This is a genomic window from Pseudomonas sp. P4795, from assembly GCF_048822895.1.
Classification (GTDB): domain Bacteria; phylum Pseudomonadota; class Gammaproteobacteria; order Pseudomonadales; family Pseudomonadaceae; genus Aquipseudomonas.
In genome coordinates this window covers 295,201-313,877 of sequence record NZ_JBMFBT010000003.1, presented here as the reverse complement: position 1 = coordinate 313,877, position 18,677 = coordinate 295,201, and the positions used below count along the sequence as shown (strand labels likewise).

Genomic DNA, 18,677 nt, shown 5'->3' with positions numbered 1-18,677 from the left:
GGCTCAGCCTCCGGTCACGGTAGGGAAAAACGCTACTTCGTCGCCATCAACCAGCGGCTCGTCGAGCTGACACAAGTCTTCGTTGCGCGCACACATCAGGTTCTGCTCGCTCAACACCTCGGCGCCATCACGTTTGGCCAGGAGCGCGCGCACGTCGTCAACGCTGGCGAAATCGCCTTCAACCTGCAGCGAGTCCACTCCAAGCGCTTCACGGTAGCGGGCAAAAAACTTCACAGTCAGCTTCATGCCTGATCCGCCTGGAAGTGCCCGCTCTTGCCGCCGACCTTCTCCAGCAGACGCACGCTCTCGATGGTCATGCCACGATCCACGGCTTTGCACATGTCATAAATGGTCAGAGCCGCGACGCTGGCGGCGGTGAGTGCTTCCATCTCCACACCGGTCTGCCCGGACAGTTTGCAACGGGCGACGATACGCACAGCGTCGTCACCTTCGGCGCTGAGCTCGACTTTGACGCCGGTCAGCATCAGCGGATGGCACAGCGGAATCAGATCGCTGGTTTTCTTCGCCGCTTGAATGCCGGCAATGCGCGCCACAGCAAATACGTCACCCTTGGGATGGCCGCCGCTGACGATCATCTGCAACGTTTCGGGGAGCATGCGCACCAGCGCTTGAGCCGTCGCCTCACGGAACGTCACGGCTTTTTCGGTGACGTCGACCATGTTGGCGCGACCTTGGGAATCGAGATGAGTCAGCACGGGATTACTCCTGATCAGGAGCGCCGATTGTAAACCTGCGGGTCAATTTCCCGCACATAAAAAACCGGGCGGCTTTTTCGGCCGCCCGGTTTTTTGTGCCGAGTTACAAATGCGTTTCGGCGTATTCGGCCAGGATCGAACGTGGCACCCCTTGCAGGGTGATGTGTACACCGTTAGGGAAATCCTTGAAGCGTTCCGTCAGGTAAGTCAGCCCGGAGCTGGTCGCGGACAGGTAAGGAGTGTCGATCTGTGCCAGGTTGCCCAGGCACACCACTTTCGAACCGGCGCCGGCACGGGTGATGATGGTTTTCATCTGGTGCGGCGTGAGGTTCTGGCATTCGTCGATCAGGATCAGGCTCTGCTGGAAGCTGCGACCGCGAATGTAGTTGAGCGATTTGAACTGCAACGGGACTTTGCTGAGGATGTAGTCGACGCTGCCATGGGTGTTTTCATCATCCATGTGCAAGGCTTCGAGGTTGTCGGTGATGGCGCCCAGCCAGGGCTCCATTTTTTCCGCTTCGGTGCCGGGCAGGAAACCGATTTCCTGATCCAGGCCTTGCACGCTGCGGGTGGCGATGATGCGGCGATAACGCTTGCTGACCATGGTCTGCTCGATCGCAGCGGCAAGCGCCAGAATGGTTTTACCCGAGCCGGCGGCGCCGGACAGGTTGACCAGATGAATATCCGGATCGAGCAGCGCGTACAGCGCCAGACTCTGGTAGATGTCACGCGGTTTCAGGCCCCAGGCTTCCTGGTGCAACAGGGGTTCCTGATGCAGATCGAGAATCAGCAGCTTGTCTTCGTCGATCTCCTTGATCCAGCCGACAAAGCCCTGTTCGTCGATGATGAACTCGTTGATGTGCACTGCCGGCAGGTTGTCGATCATCCGCACCTGGTGCCAGGTACGGCCGTGGTCCTGGCGGGTTTCGACATTTTTCACCAGATCCCAGAAGGAGCCGGTCATGTTGTGGTAGCCGTTGGGCAGCAAGGACACGTCGTCAACCAACTGGTCGGTGCTGTAATCCTCGGCCGCGATCCCGCAGGCGCGCGCCTTGAGGCGCATGTTGATGTCTTTGGTGACCAGCACCACCGGTTTTTTCGGCTCGCGGGTGTGCAGGTCGATCAGTTGGTTGATGATTTTGTTGTCGTTCAGATGCTCAGGCAGAATCAGGTTCGATTCGGCCTGCTTGCTCATCAGAATTGACAGCAAGCCCTTCGGCCCTCCCTTGCCGCGCTGGATCGGCACACCCAGTTCGACGTCTTCGGGTGAAGCATCGCCCAGGGTCTTGTCGATCAGCCGGATCGCCTGGCGGCATTCGGCGGCCACGCTGTGATGCCCGCTCTTGAGCTTGTCCAGCTCTTCAAGCACGGTCATCGGGATCGCGACGTGGTGTTCTTCGAAATTCAGCAGGGCGTTTGGATCGTGAATCAGTACGTTGGTATCGAGTACATAAAGGATTGGCTGGTTGGAAGGGCTACGTCCGTGATCATCCATACTCGGTCACCTTTGTCAGAGCCATTCGACGCAATACCGCTACAGTGCTGCGCCTCGAAGTGACTGCCGATTCATCTGCCGGGCTTTTATTGAAAGAGGCAGGTGACTTGCACACAAACTGGGTCTTGGGAGACGCCACCTGTGTTGCAGGTTTCGGCGGTCTGTCTTCGTAATACTCCAAAACCTGTGACAGGAAAAAGCACTTTGACGCTTTTTTGAAGTTTATTTTGCAAAGTGACGAATAGCCCTTGGCGGACTGCCCGGCCCCCGTTAGAGTCGGAAGTCCGCCTGCATCGATTTCTGCAAAAAAATCACCCCAAGCCCAATGTTTCCGGGCTTTCGTCGTTTCTCAGCGAAACGCGTCCTGACAGTCTTCCCAGCCGATACCGCTCTGCGACGCTTGCGTGATCAGCCACGGCATCGCGGTCTTCACCGCGTCCTGTTTCATGTTGAAATTGATCACACCGTGACGCCACAACAGCATCAGGGTCAGTACGCGTTGCGCACTGGCGGTGCCCTTGAGTTTGCCGGCGCCGTCCTGCGCGTCGATGTCCCACAGCGCCACTTGCAGGCCCTGGCTGTTGAAAAAATCCTGTGCATCGCTGCGGCGCTGGCCATCCGGCGGACGGAACAGCGGCACGTAGTTTTCCGGCAATTTGTTTTTCACCAGATCAGCACTGCGTCGCACCGAATCCTGCCAGTCCTGCCAGTGACTGTGGCTGCGAAACTCCCAGCCCTGCACGCCGACGCACTGTTGCGAGAATGCCGCTTGCAGGCTGGCGGCCGAACGCTCGCCGAGTCGCGCCTGAATATCCTTGCCCAACATGAAGAACGTGGCGCTCATGTTTGACTTGCGCAGGTATTCGGTCAGCCAGTTGGCATTGTCCGGTTGCGCGTTGGCGGCGCTGTCGAAGGTCAGCAGAAACAGTCGGTCGTGCATTTCATCGCCGCTACGCTCGTAGTCGCCAAAACGATCGACTTCGCTGCTGGTCTGCGGTGACAGCGCGGCTTTGCGCATCAGCTCGTCGAGATACTGCAAATGGAAAATCCGGCTCGGCTCGGCCCATTTGATGTAATAGCTGTCGTCGCCGAGCTGAAACTTGCCGGCTTCTTCACGCAAAGTGGCCATGTCTTCGACGAGGAAGCAGAACGAGGCGTCCTGATCGCAGCTCTGCTGGGCGAAGTTGTAGCCGGCAAGCAGACGCTGCCACAAACGCGCACGCAGGCTGTTGATCGCGTCCAGATTGATCGTGCGCAGGCCCAGACGCTGGGCCAGTGCGGCTTCGGTCATCGACTCGGTGCCGAGCAGGCCGCGGGCGAACATCAGGATTTCGGCGCGCGAGGCGACGTCGAACAGGGTCGGGTTGTCGAGTTTTTCCGGCCAGGTGTTGCGATCCAGCGTCGCGATGTCGCCGGGTGCCGCAATGGCCCCGCAGCTCAACAGCCACGCGGTGAATAAAAGAACAATGCGCAATGGGACGTCTCCATAACAAAACCCGCGCGGCACTATAGCTGATGTGCAAGGTTCGAGGACGCTGCCCTCACCCCAACCCTCTCCCGGAGGGAGAGGGAGCTGACCGAGTCGCTCTTTCGATGTCTGCCGACCTGAACTATCGAGCCGAACTCAGGCTTGGAAACCAATGAAGATCGGCTCCCTCTCCCTCCGGGAGAGGGCTGGGGTGAGGGAAAAATCCCCCAGCCGTCGCAAATGTCCGCACTGACACATACCTATAACCCCCATAGCTGGAGTCAACGCAGCCAACCCCCTAGAATCGCCCCCACGATTAAAGGAGACGACTTCATGCTGATGGTGATTTCCCCCGCCAAGACCCTCGATTACCAAACACCGCCGGCGACCCAGCGTTTCACCCAGCCGCAGTACCTCGACCATTCCCAGGAGCTGATCCAGCAATTGCGCGAGCTGACGCCGGCGCAGATCAGCGAGTTGATGCACGTCTCCGACAAGATCGGCGGGCTCAATGCCGCGCGTTTCGGCAGCTGGACACCAGCGTTCACCCCGGAAAACGCCAAGCAGGCGCTGCTGGCGTTCAAGGGCGACGTGTACACCGGACTCGACGCCCAGTCATTCAGCGAAGCCGACTTCGATTACGCACAACAACACCTGCGCATGCTCTCCGGGCTGTACGGCCTGCTGCGCCCACTCGACCTGATGCAGCCCTATCGTCTGGAAATGGGCACCAAACTGCCCAACGCGCGCGGCAAGGATTTGTACGCGTTCTGGGGCACGCGCATCAGCGAATGGCTGAATGAAGCGCTGGCCGATCAGGGCGATGACGTGTTGCTGAATCTGGCGTCCAACGAATACTTCTCGGCGGTCAAACGCACCGCCCTGAACGCGCGGATCATCAACACCGAGTTCAAGGACATGAAGAACGGACAATACAAAATCATCAGTTTCTACGCCAAAAAAGCCCGAGGATTGATGAGCCGTTTCGTGATCCAGGAACGCATCAACGATCACGCCGCCCTCAAGCAGTTCGATGCCCAAGGTTATCGCTTCAGTGCCGAACAGTCTAAACCGGACAATCTGGTGTTTCTGCGCGATCACGCCCCCGAATAAAGCATGCCCATTGCACGACTCTTTGATAAAAGAGTCGTGCACCTCGCACGATGTCAAAAAACCCTCGCTAGTTTCCGCCGTTTTCTTGGCGCCATAAAACTACGCCCCTGTTTTCTAATTTTAGTTTCACTCGACACTTGTCATTTTTTTCAGTAGTGGCACGTAAATTTTTTCTCTGTAGTGGCACAAAAATATCGACCTTGATTACGACCCCGGTATTAAAGGGCGAAATCGAAAGTGCTATCAATATGAGAGCAGTGCCATCTTTCTCAATATTTCAAAAAATTTCAGACTGAGCGATCAGCGGACAGGAACTATGTCCAAATGCGTAGCTCATACCACCGGTAACGATTCTCGCCGAGTTTGTACGAGATAACTTACGCACAGATGAAAGCCATGTAACCAAGTTGTCACGACTACTTGAATAGATGACTCACTAGTCTGAACGAAGAACGAAGGACAGGAGATATGCAGCATTACTATCCCCTGCGAGGCCAAGACTGCGCCCCTATCAACGTGCTCGCCCGAGCACTCAACCGATTGATCTATTGGCATTTTTCCAGAGATCGAGCGTGAAACACCGGTGCACCAATACCCAAAAAATGTGGATTGGCTGCATTACAGGGCAAGTCATAACTACAAGGCCTGGTTGCGCACACCTTGAGTGCACTTATTTAGACACTCGCAACTTTGTATGCCTGCACACGGCATTGCGGCGCCAGTAAGGCGCACTTGCGAGTGCACTATGACCGCTGAACACCATTAACTCCGGCCATCTAACGGCCTGATATATACAGAGGTAATTGCGATGCGCATCAGCATATTTGGTTTGGGTTACGTTGGCGCGGTATGTGCCGGTTGCCTGTCTGCACGGGGCCATGACGTAATTGGCGTCGATGTTGCCAAAGACAAGATCGACATGATCAACGCTGGCAAATCTCCCATTGTTGAACCAGGTTTGGGCGAACTGCTGCAGCAAGGTATTCAGACCGGTCGTCTGCGCGGTACTACCAACTTCGCCGAAGCGATTCGCGATACCGACCTGTCGATGATCTGCGTCGGCACGCCAAGCAAGAAGAACGGCGATCTGGAACTCAACTACATCGAAGCGGTATGCCGCGAGATCGGTTTTGTTCTGCGCGACAAGACCACCCGCCACACCATCGTGGTGCGCAGCACCGTACTCCCGGGCACCGTGGCAAACGTTGTCATCCCGATCCTCGAAGACTGCTCCGGCAAAAAGGCTGGCGTTGATTTTGGCGTCGCGGTCAACCCTGAATTCCTGCGTGAATCCACCGCCATTGCCGACTACGACCTGCCACCGATGACCGTCATCGGTGAGTTCGACAAGGCTTCCGGCGACGTTCTGCAATCGCTGTACGAAGAGCTCGACGCGCCGATCATCCGCAAGGACATCGCTGTCGCCGAGATGATCAAGTACACCTGCAACGTCTGGCACGCGACCAAAGTGACCTTCGCCAACGAGATCGGCAACATCGCCAAAGCAGTCGGCGTCGATGGCCGTGAAGTGATGGACGTGGTCTGCCAGGACAAGACCCTCAACCTGTCGCAGTACTACATGCGCCCAGGTTTCGCCTTCGGCGGTTCGTGCCTGCCAAAAGACGTGCGTGCGCTGACCTACCGCGCCGGTTCGCTGGACGTCGAAGCGCCGCTGCTCAACTCGCTGATGCGCAGCAACGTGTCGCAAGTGCAGAACGCCTTCGACATCGTCGAAAGCCACGACAAGCGCAAAGTCGCCCTGCTCGGCTTGAGCTTCAAGGCCGGCACCGACGACCTGCGCGAAAGTCCGCTGGTGGATCTGGCAGAAATGCTCATCGGCAAGGGTTACGACCTGAGCATCTACGACAGCAACGTCGAGTACGCCCGTGTCCACGGCGCGAACAAGGACTACATCGAGTCGAAGATCCCGCACGTATCGTCGCTGCTCAATGCCAACTTCGACGACGTGATCAATAACTCCGACGTGATCATCCTCGGCAACCGTGACGAGAAGTTCCGGGCGCTGGCGCAACAGGCACCGCACGGCAAACAGGTCATCGACCTGGTCGGCTTCATGGCCAAGGCCACTGATCCCGGCACCCGCACCGAAGGCATCTGCTGGTAAGTCAGCAGCAAGCCTCGAGCTTCAAGCCGCTGACAAGGCGGCTTGAAGCCTCCATCACCTTCGGATGACGGTTATGTCGAACAAGCTCAAACATTTTTTTCTGCAAGCTGCCGGCTGGCTTTTGTTTTTAAGCCTGCTGATGGGCCTCGCCTTGATGCTGCCCGCGTCCACGTTCGACTCCGAGTCGAAGGACTTCATTTTTCTGATTGGCGCCGTGGGTATCTGGCGCTACTCGATGGGTGCCACGCACTTTGTGCGCGGCATGATCTTTCTGTACATCGTCTACCCGCACCTGCGCCGTAAAGTGCGCAAGCTGGGGGCTGCGGCCGACCCGTCGCACGTGTACCTGATGGTCACCAGTTTTCGTATCGACGCGTTGACCACCGCGCAGGTTTACAGCTCGGTGATCCGCGAAGCGATCGACTGCGGCCTGCCCGCAACCATGGTCTGCTCGATCGTGGAAATGTCCGATGAACTGCTGGTGAAAAGCCTGTGGGCGCGGATGAATCCACCGGATCGGGTCAAGCTCGACTTCGTGCGCATTCCCGGCACCGGCAAACGGGACGGCCTGGCTTACGGCTTCCGCGCGATCTCCCGCCACTTGCCGGACGACCGTGCAGTGGTAGCCGTGATCGACGGCGACACCGTGCTCGCCGAGGGCGTAGTGCGCAAGACCGTGCCGTGGTTCCAGCTGTTCGGCAACGTCGGCGGCCTGACCACCAACGAGTTCTGCGAAGTGCGCGGCGGCTACATCATGAGCGAGTGGCACAAGCTGCGCTTCGCCCAGCGCCACATCAACATGTGCTCGATGGCCCTGTCCAAACGCGTGCTGACCATGACCGGCCGCATGTCGGTATTTCGCGCCAGCGTAGTGACCAACCCGGAGTTCATCGCCGACGTCGAAAGCGACTCGCTGCAGCACTGGCGTCTGGGCCGCTTCAAGTTTTTGACCGGCGACGACAAGTCGAGCTGGTTCAGCTTGATGCGCCTCGGTTACGACACCTTTTACGTGCCGGACGCGGCGATCCACACCGTGGAACATCCGCCGGAAAAGAGCTTCATCAAGGCCAGCCGCAAGCTGATGTTCCGCTGGTACGGCAACAACCTGCGCCAGAACTCGCGTGCCCTGGGCCTTGGTATGAAACGCCTCGGCGCCTTCACTTCGCTGGTGCTGTTCGACCAGCGCGTATCGATGTGGACCTCGCTGCTCGGCCTGACCGTGGCGATCATCGCCAGCTTCAAGTACGGCAGCGCGTTCATCCTCGTGTACCTGCTGTGGATCGGCATTACCCGCCTGATTCTGACCTTGCTGCTGTCGTGTTCCGGTCACCGCATCGGCCCGGCTTATCCGGTGATTCTCTATTACAACCAGATCGTCGGCGCACTGGTGAAGATCTACGTGTTCTTCCGCCTCGACCAACAATCCTGGACGCGCCAGCCCACTTCCCTGACCCGTGATCTCGCCAGCTTTCAACGTTGGTTCAACACTTGGTCGTCTCGGACCATGACCTTCTCCGCCGGCAGCATTTTTGTCGCCGTGCTGCTGATGATGGTCTGACCCGCCCCTATTGAATTAACAAGGAAATCGCCAATATGAATACCGCCGTCAACGCCAACGTAGTGCATGAATCCGAAGCCCAGCGCCAACACGCCCGCGTGAAAATCCCGGCCAAGCTGCGTTTCTTCGGACCTGACCGGACGCCGTTGGAAACCCGCGTGCTGGATCTGTCCGCCGGTGGCCTGGCGTTCAACGCCGGGCAGATGCCGCTGACCATCGGCGAGGTGCACAAGGCACGCCTGCAATTCGTCATCGACAACCTCGGCCTGGCCATGGATGTCGAGCTGCAAGTGCGCTCCTTCGACCGCCAGACCGGGCGTGTCGGTTGCCAGTTCCAGAACCTCGACCAGCAAGATATTTCGACCCTGCGCCACCTGATCACTTCGCACCTGGCCGGCGACATCGTCAGCATCGGCGAAGTGCTCGCGACCCTGCAGCGTGACAATTTCACCAAGGCGCGCAAGGTCAAGGACGGTGGCCACGGCATGACCCCGTTCGGGCGTCTGAAAGCTGTGACCTTTAGCGCCGGTATTTTCGTGGTCGGTCTGGTGGCGTTCGGTTTCATCGCCAAATCGGTGTACGGCATGTACTTCGTCAGCCATGCGCAGGCCGGTCTGGTCAGCGTGCCGGGGATGAACATCACCATGCCGCGCGACGGCACTGTGCAGAGTCTGGTCAAGGCTGACGGCGTTGCCGCCAAAGGCGCACCGCTGGCGACCTTCAGCACCAGCATGCTCGACATACTCAAGGGCCATCTGGAAGAAGATCAACTGGCCCCGGCCAAGGTTGAAGAGCTGTTCGGCAAGCAAATGACCGGCACCCTGACCTCGCCGTGCGATTGCACCGTGGCTCAGCAACTGGTGGCTGACGGTCAATACGCGAGCAAAGGTGATGTGATTTTCCAACTGGTGCCGCGCAACACTCAGGCCACCGTTGAGGCGCGCTTCTCCTATCGCCAGTTCAGCGATGTGCGTCCGGGCACTCACGTCAGTTTCCAGATCGCCGGCGAAGATCAAACCCGCACCGGCAAGATCGTCAGCAGCACCAGCCTGAAAAGCGCCGACCTGTCCTCCGATATCCGCGTGCAGATCCAGCCTGACGAGCCGCTCGACAGCAGCCTCGCCGGCCGCCCGGTGGAAGTGAACAGCGACCGTGGCCCGAACCTGAACTGGCTGATCGACAAAGCCATGGCTTCCGGTCTTTAAGTCGAGGACATGCCTGTGACTAGCCCAATCAGAATCCTGCCGGTTCCGCTGACCCTGGCCATGGCAATTGCCTTGGCCGGTTGCGCCGGCCTGCCCGACCAGCGTCTGGCCAACGAAGCGCTCAAGCGCGGCGACACCGCAACTGCGGCGCAGAATTATCGGCAACTGGCGGATCTGGGCTACAGCGAAGCCCAGGTCGGTCTGGCCGACATTCAGGTCGACAGCCGCGACCCGGCGCAAATGAAACAGGCCGAAGCCACCTACCGCGCGGCGGCCAGCGTGTCGCCGCGTGCTCAGGCGCGTCTCGGGCGCTTGCTGGTGGCCAAGCCAGGCTCGACCGAGGCCGAGCATCAGGAAGCTGAGAGCCTGCTGAAGAAAGCTGCCGCTAACGGCGAAGGCAACACGCTGATCCCGCTGGCGATGCTCTATCTGCAATACCCGCACAGCTTCCCGAACATCAATGCCCAGCAGCAGATCGACCAGTGGCGCAAATCCGGTTATCCGGAAGCGGGCCTGGCGCAAGTGCTGCTGTATCGCACTCAAGGCACTTACGACCAGCATCTGGATGACGTGGAAAAGATCTGCAAAGCCGCGCTCAACAGCACTGACATCTGCTACGTCGAACTGGCCACGGTCTATCAGAAACGTGCCCAGCCCGAGCAACAGGCGGAGTTGATCAAGCAGATGCAGGCGGGTCACAGCCGTGGCACGGTCAGTGCTCAGCGCGTCGACAGCGTCGCCCGCGTCCTGGCCGATTCGACCCTGGGCAAGACCGACGAAAAAACCGCGCAGTCGCTGCTCGAGCCAATCGCTCCGGGCTACCCGGCATCCTGGGTCACCCTCGCGCAATTGCTTTACGACTACCCGGAACTGGGTGACGTCGAGCAGATGATGAAGTACCTGGAAAACGGCCGCGCCGCCGACCAGCCGCGCGCCGAACTGTTGCTCGGCAAGCTCTACTACGAAGGCAAAATGGTCCCGGCCGATGCCAAGGTCGCCGAGGAACATTTCCAGAAAGCTGTCGGCCGTGAAGTCGCCGCCGACTACTACCTCGGCCAGATCTATCGCCGTGGTTACCTGGGTAAGGTCTATCCGCAGAAGGCGCTCGACCATCTGCTGACCGCCGCGCGCAACGGCCAGAACAGCGCCGATTTCGCCATCGCCCAGTTGTTCTCCCAAGGCAAGGGCACCAAGCCCGACCCGCTCAACGCTTATGTATTCAGCCAATTGGCCAAAGCGCAAAACACTCCGCAGGCGGATGAGCTGGCGACCACCCTCGCCGCCCAACTGCCGCCCGAGCGTCTGGCCGAAGCCCGGCGCCTGCTGCAACAAGAGCAGGCCAGCCGTGGCGCGCTGAACCAGAACACGCTGCAACTGCACGCCCTGCAAGAAGAAGACGGCGAGGAAAAACTATGAAACTGAATCCATTCGTGAAGGCCGGCATTGGCCTGACTTTCGCGCTGATCTGGTCCTGCCCGACACTCGCCGCGATGACTGAAAGCAAAAACTTCGGCCTCGAAGTGAAGGTCACCGGCCAGTCCGAAGACGACCGTGATCTGGGTACTGCCAGCGGCGGCGACGTCAACGGCGTCGGCCTCGACCTGCGTCCATGGGTCTACGGCGAGAGCGGTGCGTGGAGCGCCTACGCCATGGGCCAGGCCGTGACCTCGACCGACATCATCGAAACCGACACCCTCCAGCAATCCGACAGCGACGCCACCCAGACCACCGACAACGGTGATCGCAAAACCAAGAAAAACTACTTGGCCATGCGCGAATTCTGGGTTGGCTACAGCGGCCTCACTCCTTACCCGGGCGAAATGCTCAAGCTCGGTCGCCAGCGCCTGCGCAATGACGACGGCCAATGGCGCGACAGCAACATCGAAGCGCTGAACTGGACCTTCGACACCACCCTGCTGCGCGCCAACGCCGGTGTCGCCGAACGCTTCAGCGAATACCGCACCGACTTGAAAGAGCTGGCCCCGAAAGACAAGGATCGCCTGCACGCCTACGCCGATGCGGCTTACCAGTGGACACCGGGCAACTGGGTCGGCATTCGCGGTCACCACACCCACGATGACGGCAAACTCGACTATCCGGAACCGGGCGTTGCCGGCGATTCGCTGGACAAGAAAGAGAATGGCGACATCAGCTGGCTCGGCCTGACCGCCGACAGCGACGCCTATAACTGGCGCAACACCAACACCGTCAACTACTGGGGCAGCATCACCGGCATGAGTGGCGACCGTGACACGGTCAACGCGCTGAATGCCGATGGCAGCCGCCCGGCGCAAGCCAAGCGCAGCGATGACGTCAACGGCTGGGCCACCGACATCGGCGTGCGTCTGCGCCTCGATCCGCAATGGCAGGTCGGCGCAGCCTATGCCCGCGCCAGCGCTGATTACGAACAGACCGGTCTGGAAAGCAACCGCTCGAACTACACCGGTACGCGTTCACGAGTACACCGTTTCGGCGAAGCGTTCCGTGGCGAAATGAACAACATGCAGACCGCGACCTTGTTCGGTTCGTGGATGCTCAACGACGAGTACGACGCCAGCCTGATCTACCACAAGTTCTGGCGTGTCGACGGCAACAAGCCGGTCGGCAGCAACGGCATCAACGCGGTCGAGAACAACACCGACGACGGCACTGGCGCGATCCTCTCCAGCACTTCGTTGCCGCTGGAAGATGGCAACAAGGATCTGGGTCAGGAGATGGATCTGGTCGTCACCAAGTACTTCAAGCAAGGCCTGTTGCCGGCGGCGTTGAGCCAGTCGATCGATGAGCCGTCGGCGCTGGTGCGTTTCCGTGGCGGCGTGTTCAAGCCCGGCGATGCCTACGGCAAGCAAGTCGATTCGTACATGCACCGCGCGTTCGTCGACGTGATCTGGCGCTTCTGATGCTGACCGCCAAGGGAGTGCCCGACATGAACAGTGCCCGCAAAGGCTCACTCAGCCTGCTGGCCGGCGCGATGCTGCTGGCCTCGGCCGGCGCCTTCGCCACAGTGGAGCCGGCGAAACCGGTGACCACCGCGAAAGAGCTGCAACAAGCCAAGACCTACACCGTCAGCAGCGCGCCGACCGAGGCGCTAAATCTGGCCGCACCGAAACTGCCGGACATCTCCGGCTACACCGCCGAAGCCGCTGCCGCGAAAATCGTCCGCAGCAAAGCGGGCAAGGTCAGCGTACGGCGAATGATGCAGGAAGACGCCCTGAAGGACTTCATCGGCGGCGACAACAAGATGGCCGAATGGGTGGTGCGTCAGCACGGCATCCCGCAGGCGATCTTCGTCGACGACGGCTACATGAACCTCAAGGAACTGGCGCAGAAACTGCCCAAGCAGTACTTCAGCGAAACTGCGCCGGGCGTGTATCTGTCGAAGCTGCCGATCGTGGTCGGCCGTAAAGGCATCCTCGAAATCGACGGTCAGACTCAGGAGTTGCGCCTGTCGCAAGAGGCCGGTTCGTTCCTGGTCAACGACGGTCAGTTGTTCGTGCGTGATACCAAAATCACTGGCTGGCGCGAGAAGGAAAACGGCCCGGCGACTTTCCGTTCGCCGAAAGAATTCCGTCCGTTCCTGCTGGCCTGGGGCGGCACCGAGACTTACATCGTCAACAGCAAGATGGCCAGTTTCGGTTACGCCAACAGTAAGTCTTACGGCGTGAGTATTTCCCAGTACACGCCGAACATGGCCAAGGTGCTCAAGCGTCCCGAGCCGACAGGCTGGATCGTCGGTTCCGAGTTCTCGGACATGTGGTACGGCTTCTACTGCTACGAGACCCGCGACTTCGTGGTCAAGGGCAATACCTACAAAGACAACATCGTTTACGGCATCGACCCGCACGACCGCTCGCACGGGCTGATCATTGCCGAGAACACCGTCCACGGCACCAAGAAAAAACACGGGATCATCATTTCCCGTGAGGTGAACGACAGCTTTATCTTCAACAACAAAAGCTACGACAACAAACTCTCGGGCCTGGTGATCGACCGTAACAGCGTCAACAACATCATCGCCTACAACGAGATCTACCAGAACCACACCGACGGCATCACCCTCTACGAGTCTGCCGACAATCTGCTGTGGGGCAACAAGGTCATCAGCAACAAACGCCACGGCATCCGCATTCGTAACAGCGTGAACATTCGCCTGTACGAAAACATCGCCATGGCCAATGGGCTGACCGGCGTCTACGGCCACATCAAGGATCTGAGCGACACCGACCGTGACATCAAGCTCGATCCGTTCGACGCCCAGGTGTCGCTGATCGTGGTTGGCGGCGAACTGGCGGCCAACGGCAGCGGCCCGCTGTCGATCGATTCGCCGTTGAGCGTCGAGCTGTATCGCGTATCGATGCTGGCGCCGACCAAATCCAGCGGCATCAGCTTCAACGGCATCCTCGGCGAGCGCCAGGATGAAATTCTTGACCTGTTGGTGCGCCAGCAGAAAGCCGTGCTGATCGACCCTGTCGAACGCCAGACCGAAATGCAGGACTGAGGATAATTTTATGCACCCACACTTGATCAAATTACTCAGCCTGTCGGCCATGACCGTGGGCATTCTGGCGGCCAGCAACGGCGCCCGCGCGGACGAAGTCAAAGCTCCGCAATTCACTGCCGAGCCGTGCTGCAATCTGTGTCCTGAAGCGCATGACGCGAAGAACTACACAACGCGTTATCAGCAGAACTTCACCACGCTGGTGCAGGCGCAAGGCGACTGGTTATTCCGGACGCAGGAAGATTTGCGCACCGAGTTCAACACCACCCCGGCCGGCTACAAGCGCCTGCAGCAGTTGCACGATGCATTCAAGAGCAAAGGCGTCGAGCTGGTGATCGTGTATCAGCCGACCCGGGGTCTGGTGAATCGCAACAAGCTCAACCCGCAGGAAAAAGCCGCGTTCGATTACGACAAGGCACTGAAGAACTACAAGACCATGCTCGGCCGTTTCGCGCAGATGGGCTATGTGGTGCCGGACCTGTCGCCGCTGACCAACGAGTCGCTGCCGGACACCCTGCCCGCCCACGATTTCTACTTCCGTGGCGACCAGCACTGGACGCCATACGGCGCCCAGCGCACGGCGAAAATCGTCGCCGAGAAGGTCAAGCAGATCCCGGCTTTCGCCGACATCACCAAGCGTGAATTCGAGACCAAGCGCTCCGGGCGCATGGGCAAGACCGGCACCCTGCACAACATGGCCGGGCAACTGTGCGGCACCAGTTACGCGATCCAGTACATGGACCAGTTCACCACCGAACCGAAAGGCGAAGCGGGCGACGGCGACCTGTTCGGTGATTCCGGCAATCCACAAATCACCCTGGTCGGCACCTCGCACAGCGGCAAGAACTACAACTTCGCCGGTTTCCTTGAGGAAGCCATCGGCGCCGACATCCTCAACGTCGCGTTCCCCGGCGGTGGTCTGGAAGGTTCGATGTTGCAGTATCTGGGCAGCGACGAATTCCAGAAAACCCCACCGAAAATTCTCATCTGGGAATTCTCGCCGCTGTATCGCCTCGACCAGGAAACCATCTACCGCCAGATGATGGCGCTGCTGGATAACGGTTGCGAAGGCAAAGAAGCACAGATGACCGGCAGCACCACGCTCAAGCCGGGCAGCAAACAAGAACTGCTGGTCAACAGCAAAAACCTGAACCTGCAGAACAGCAGCCATCAGGTCGACATCCGCTTCGCCGATCCCTCGGTGAAAACCCTGCAAGCCACCCTCTGGTACATGAACGGTCGCCACGAGGACATCAAGATCGAGAAACCGGAAACCTCCGATACCGACGGTCGTTTCGCCTTTGAGTTGCGCACGGACGAAGACTGGGCCTCGCAAAATCTGCTGGCGGTCGAAGTCCAGGGCCCGGAAGCGGGTGCCGCGCCACAGAAAGTCGAAGCGAAAATCTGCAAACGCAACGTATTCCCGGGCGCTGGGCAACAAACCGCTCAGGCCGGGCAATGAGGTCTGCTATGCGAAATCCGAAATTGAAATCCTTGTTGGCGCCAACGCTGCTCAGCCTGGCGATGTTCGCCGGGGCCACGCAGGCCGCCGCGCCACTGCGTCCGCCTCAGGGCTACTTCGCGCCTGTTGAAAAATTCAAGACTGGCGATCACAGCGAAGGCTGCGATGCGCTGCCGACGCCGTACACCGGCCCGCTGCAATTTCGCAGCAAATACGAAGGTTCGGACAAGGCCCGTTCGACCCTGAACGTGCAGTCGGAAAAAGCCTTCCGCGACACCACCAAAGACATCACCACGCTGGAACGCGGCACCGCCAAACGCGTGATGCAGTTCATGCGCGACGGTCGCCCGGAGCAGCTCGAATGCACGCTCAACTGGCTGACCGCGTGGGCCAAGGCTGACGCGCTGATGTCCAAGGACTTCAACCACACCGGCAAATCGATGCGCAAATGGGCGCTGGGCAGCATGGCCTCTTCGTACATTCGTCTGAAGTTCTCCGACTCGCATCCGCTGGCCCAACATCAGCAGCAAGCGCAGTTGATCGAGGCATGGTTCAGTAAGATGGCCGATCAAGTGGTCAGCGACTGGGACAACCTGCCGCTGGAAAAAACCAACAACCACTCGTACTGGGCCGCCTGGTCGGTGATGGCAACTTCTATCGCCACCAACCGTCGCGACCTGTTCGACTGGTCGGTGAAGGAATACAAGGTCGGCGTCAATCAAGTCGACGCCGACGGCTTCCTGCCCAACGAGCTCAAGCGCCAGCAACGTGCCCTCGCCTACCACAACTACGCCCTGCCGCCGCTGGCGATGATCGCCAGTTTTGCGCAGGTCAATGGTGTGGATCTGCGTCAGGAAAACAATGGCGCGCTGAAACGTCTCGGTGACCGGGTGTTGGCCGGGGTGAAAGATCCTGATGCCTTTGAAGAAAAGAACGGCAAAAAACAGGACATGGACGACCTCAAGGTTGACTCCAAATTCGCCTGGCTCGAACCGTTCTGCACCCTCTACACCTGCCCGGCGGATGTGATCGAGAAGAAGCGCGAGATGCAGCCGTTCAAGACCTTCCGGCTTGGCGGGGATCTGACCAAGGTCTACGACCCGTCCCATGAAAAGGGCGACAAAGGCTCATGAATCAAAAGCCCCTCACCCTAACCCTCTCCCGGAGGGAGAGGGGACTGACCGAGGTGGATGTGCGAAATCCGCCAACCTGAAATACCGAGCCGATCTCAGGCGTTGAAAACACCCAAGATCAGGCTCCCCAGGCTGCACAGAAATACCGAGTCGATCTCCTTTTCTGAAAACCATGGAGATCAGGCTCCCTCTCCCTCCGGGAGAGGGCGGGGGGTGAGGGGCGCGGTCGCAAGGCCACCCGCAACCTTCGAAGAAACACCGTTGCACCCCCTCCACTACCACGGGGGGTTTGGGGGGGCTTTGGCCCTTGACTGTTGGTTAAAACTGGAGAGATCGGGATGGTATTTTCATCCAACGTGTTCCTGTTTCTGTTCTTGCCGATCTTTCTCGGCATGTACTACCTGAGCGGGATTCGTTATCGCAATCTGCTGCTGTTGCTCGCCAGCTACGTGTTCTATGCGTGGTGGCGGGTGGACTTCCTGGCGCTGTTCGCCGCTGTGACGTTGTGGAACTACTGGATCGGCCTGAAAGTCGGCGCCGCCGGGGTCAGAACCAAACCGGCCCAGCGCTGGCTGTTGCTCGGCGTGGCAGTGGATCTGTGCATCCTCGGCTACTTCAAGTACGCCAACTTCGGCGTCGACAGCATCAACGCGATGATGACTTCGGTCGGTCTGTCGCCGTTCATCCTGACCCATGTGCTGTTGCCGATCGGTATCTCGTTCTACATCTTCGAATCGATCAGCTACATCATCGACGTGTATCGCGGCGACACCCCGGCCACGCGCAACCTGATTGACTTCGCAGCGTTCGTGGCGATCTTCCCGCACCTGATCGCCGGCCCGGTGTTGCGCTTCCGCGACCTCGCCGACCAGTTCAACAACCGCACGCACACCCTCGACAAGTTCTCCGAGGGCTGCACGCGGTTCATGCAGGGTTTTATCAAAAAGGTGTTCATTGCCGACACCCTGGCGGTGGTCGCTGACCATTGCTTCGCCCTGCAAAACCCGACTACCGGCGATGCCTGGCTGGGCGCGCTGGCGTACACCGCGCAACTGTATTTCGACTTCTCCGGCTACAGCGACATGGCGATTGGTCTGGGCTTGATTATGGGTTTCCGCTTCATGGAAAACTTCAAACAGCCGTACATCAGCCAGTCGATCACCGAGTTCTGGCGGCGCTGGCACATCAGCCTGTCCACCTGGCTGCGTGACTACCTGTACATCACCCTAGGCGGTAACCGCAAAGGCACGTTGATGACCTATCGCAACCTGTTCCTGACCATGCTGTTTGGTGGTCTGTGGCACGGCGCGAACATCACTTACATCGTCTGGGGCGCTTGGCACGGCATGTGGCTGGCGATTGAAAAAGCGCTGGGCCTGAACACCTCACCGCGCAGCCTCAACCCGATCCGCTGGGCACTGACGTTCCTGCTGGTGGTGATGGGCTGGGTGATCTTCCGCGCAGAAAACCTGCACGTTGCCGGTCGCATGTACGGCGCGATGTTCAGCTTCGGCGAATGGTCGCTGTCGGAGCTCAATCAGGCCAGCCTCACCGGCCTGCAAGTCGCGACGCTGGTGGTGGCCTACGTGACGCTGGCGTTCTTCGGCCTGCGTGATCTGTACACCAATCAGCCACCGGCCAAGGTCAAGCCAGACGTCAACGTCGCGGCCGATGGCCCTGCGACTGCGACCCCTGGAATGATCAAAGCGGTGCCCGGCGACAACCCGGCGAGCATCCACGAACCCGGCTACATCGTTGGCGTCGACGCCCAGGTGCAACCGGCGTACTGGACGGCGGACTGGTCGCGCTACGCAATGCGCGCAGCGATTCTGCTGCTGTTCATTGCCTCGATTCTCAAACTCTCGGCGCAAAGCTTCTCGCCGTTCCTTTACTTCCAGTTCTGA

14 protein-coding genes are annotated in these 18,677 nt (G+C 59.3%); 10 read left to right on the top strand and 4 right to left on the bottom strand.

The annotated features are described in order from the left end of the window. Nucleotides 1-3: 3 nt before the first annotated feature. The 4 genes from ACOI8A_RS10015 to ACOI8A_RS10000 form a co-directional block, all read right to left on the bottom strand. Nucleotides 4-246, bottom strand: a complete 243-nt coding sequence (locus tag ACOI8A_RS10015; protein WP_420647726.1) for a MoaD/ThiS family protein — start codon at nt 244-246, stop codon at nt 4-6. After that, the gene (gene moaC / locus ACOI8A_RS10010) at nt 243-716 is read right to left on the bottom strand and encodes a cyclic pyranopterin monophosphate synthase MoaC (RefSeq protein WP_420647725.1); all 474 of its coding nucleotides are present in this window, start codon (nt 714-716) and stop codon (nt 243-245) included. Before moaC ends, ACOI8A_RS10015 begins: the two co-directional genes overlap by 4 nt. A 103-nt stretch (nt 717-819) precedes the next feature. Next, nucleotides 820-2,211 carry a PhoH family protein gene (locus ACOI8A_RS10005; RefSeq protein WP_420647724.1) on the bottom strand — a complete coding sequence of 464 codons (1,392 nt, stop codon included), beginning with the start codon at nt 2,209-2,211 and terminating at the stop codon, nt 820-822. 349 nt (nt 2,212-2,560) lie between these two features. Then, nucleotides 2,561-3,685 (bottom strand): polysaccharide deacetylase family protein, encoded by a 1,125-nt coding sequence (locus ACOI8A_RS10000; protein WP_420647723.1) that lies wholly within the window; start codon nt 3,683-3,685, stop codon nt 2,561-2,563. Between the two features lie 327 nt (nt 3,686-4,012). On the opposite strand from ACOI8A_RS10000, the gene yaaA reads away from it, so the two are divergent. The 10 genes from yaaA (at nt 4,013) to ACOI8A_RS09950 (ending at nt 18,677) form a co-directional block, all read left to right on the top strand. After that, a complete protein-coding gene (gene yaaA, locus ACOI8A_RS09995; protein ID WP_420647722.1) occupies nt 4,013-4,792 on the top strand; it encodes a peroxide stress protein YaaA in 780 nt (259 codons plus the stop codon). Between the two features lie 808 nt (nt 4,793-5,600). Continuing rightward, on the top strand, nt 5,601-6,917 hold the full coding sequence (locus ACOI8A_RS09990) for a nucleotide sugar dehydrogenase (RefSeq protein WP_420647721.1): 1,317 nt from the start codon (nt 5,601-5,603) through the stop codon (nt 6,915-6,917). A gap of 73 nt (nt 6,918-6,990) precedes the next feature. Beyond that, nucleotides 6,991-8,475, top strand: coding sequence for a mannuronan synthase (gene alg8 / locus ACOI8A_RS09985; protein WP_420647720.1), 1,485 nt, complete (start codon nt 6,991-6,993; stop codon nt 8,473-8,475). A 35-nt stretch (nt 8,476-8,510) separates the two neighbouring features. Continuing rightward, nucleotides 8,511-9,680, top strand: coding sequence for a PilZ domain-containing protein (locus ACOI8A_RS09980; RefSeq protein ID WP_420647719.1), 1,170 nt, complete (start codon nt 8,511-8,513; stop codon nt 9,678-9,680). Nucleotides 9,681-9,689: 9 nt separating this feature from the next. Further along, on the top strand, nt 9,690-11,096 hold the full coding sequence (algK, locus tag ACOI8A_RS09975; RefSeq protein ID WP_420647718.1) for an alginate biosynthesis TPR repeat lipoprotein AlgK: 1,407 nt from the start codon (nt 9,690-9,692) through the stop codon (nt 11,094-11,096). Continuing rightward, a complete protein-coding gene (locus tag ACOI8A_RS09970) occupies nt 11,093-12,580 on the top strand; it encodes an alginate export family protein (protein WP_420647717.1) in 1,488 nt (495 codons plus the stop codon). The genes algK and ACOI8A_RS09970 overlap by 4 nt, the downstream gene beginning before the upstream one ends. Nucleotides 12,581-12,606: 26 nt before the next feature. Then, the gene (gene algG / locus ACOI8A_RS09965) at nt 12,607-14,178 is read left to right on the top strand and encodes a mannuronan 5-epimerase AlgG (protein WP_420647716.1); all 1,572 of its coding nucleotides are present in this window, start codon (nt 12,607-12,609) and stop codon (nt 14,176-14,178) included. A 10-nt stretch (nt 14,179-14,188) separates the two neighbouring features. Beyond that, nucleotides 14,189-15,640 carry an alginate O-acetyltransferase gene (locus ACOI8A_RS09960; RefSeq protein ID WP_420647715.1) on the top strand — a complete coding sequence of 484 codons (1,452 nt, stop codon included), beginning with the start codon at nt 14,189-14,191 and terminating at the stop codon, nt 15,638-15,640. 8 nt (nt 15,641-15,648) lie between these two features. Further along, nucleotides 15,649-16,773 (top strand): mannuronate-specific alginate lyase, encoded by a 1,125-nt coding sequence (locus ACOI8A_RS09955; RefSeq protein ID WP_420647714.1) that lies wholly within the window; start codon nt 15,649-15,651, stop codon nt 16,771-16,773. A 338-nt stretch (nt 16,774-17,111) separates the two neighbouring features. Continuing rightward, nucleotides 17,112-18,677 (top strand): MBOAT family O-acyltransferase, encoded by a 1,566-nt coding sequence (locus ACOI8A_RS09950; protein WP_420647713.1) that lies wholly within the window; start codon nt 17,112-17,114, stop codon nt 18,675-18,677.

What these genes read in the sequence shown, in the direction of transcription:
- algK (WP_420647718.1), top strand. Translation starts at nt 9,690, where the DNA reads ATGCCTGTGACTAGCCCAATCAGAATCCTGCCGGTTCCGCTGACCCTG.
- ACOI8A_RS10005 (WP_420647724.1), bottom strand. Translation starts at nt 2,211, where the DNA reads ATGGATGATCACGGACGTAGCCCTTCCAACCAGCCAATCCTTTATGTA.
- ACOI8A_RS09990 (WP_420647721.1), top strand. Translation starts at nt 5,601, where the DNA reads ATGCGCATCAGCATATTTGGTTTGGGTTACGTTGGCGCGGTATGTGCC.
- ACOI8A_RS09970 (WP_420647717.1), top strand. Translation starts at nt 11,093, where the DNA reads ATGAAACTGAATCCATTCGTGAAGGCCGGCATTGGCCTGACTTTCGCG.
- alg8 (WP_420647720.1), top strand. Translation starts at nt 6,991, where the DNA reads ATGTCGAACAAGCTCAAACATTTTTTTCTGCAAGCTGCCGGCTGGCTT.
- ACOI8A_RS09955 (WP_420647714.1), top strand. Translation starts at nt 15,649, where the DNA reads ATGCGAAATCCGAAATTGAAATCCTTGTTGGCGCCAACGCTGCTCAGC.
- ACOI8A_RS09960 (WP_420647715.1), top strand. Translation starts at nt 14,189, where the DNA reads ATGCACCCACACTTGATCAAATTACTCAGCCTGTCGGCCATGACCGTG.
- ACOI8A_RS10015 (WP_420647726.1), bottom strand. Translation starts at nt 246, where the DNA reads ATGAAGCTGACTGTGAAGTTTTTTGCCCGCTACCGTGAAGCGCTTGGA.
- yaaA (WP_420647722.1), top strand. Translation starts at nt 4,013, where the DNA reads ATGCTGATGGTGATTTCCCCCGCCAAGACCCTCGATTACCAAACACCG.
- ACOI8A_RS09980 (WP_420647719.1), top strand. Translation starts at nt 8,511, where the DNA reads ATGAATACCGCCGTCAACGCCAACGTAGTGCATGAATCCGAAGCCCAG.
- ACOI8A_RS09950 (WP_420647713.1), top strand. Translation starts at nt 17,112, where the DNA reads ATGGTATTTTCATCCAACGTGTTCCTGTTTCTGTTCTTGCCGATCTTT.
- algG (WP_420647716.1), top strand. Translation starts at nt 12,607, where the DNA reads ATGAACAGTGCCCGCAAAGGCTCACTCAGCCTGCTGGCCGGCGCGATG.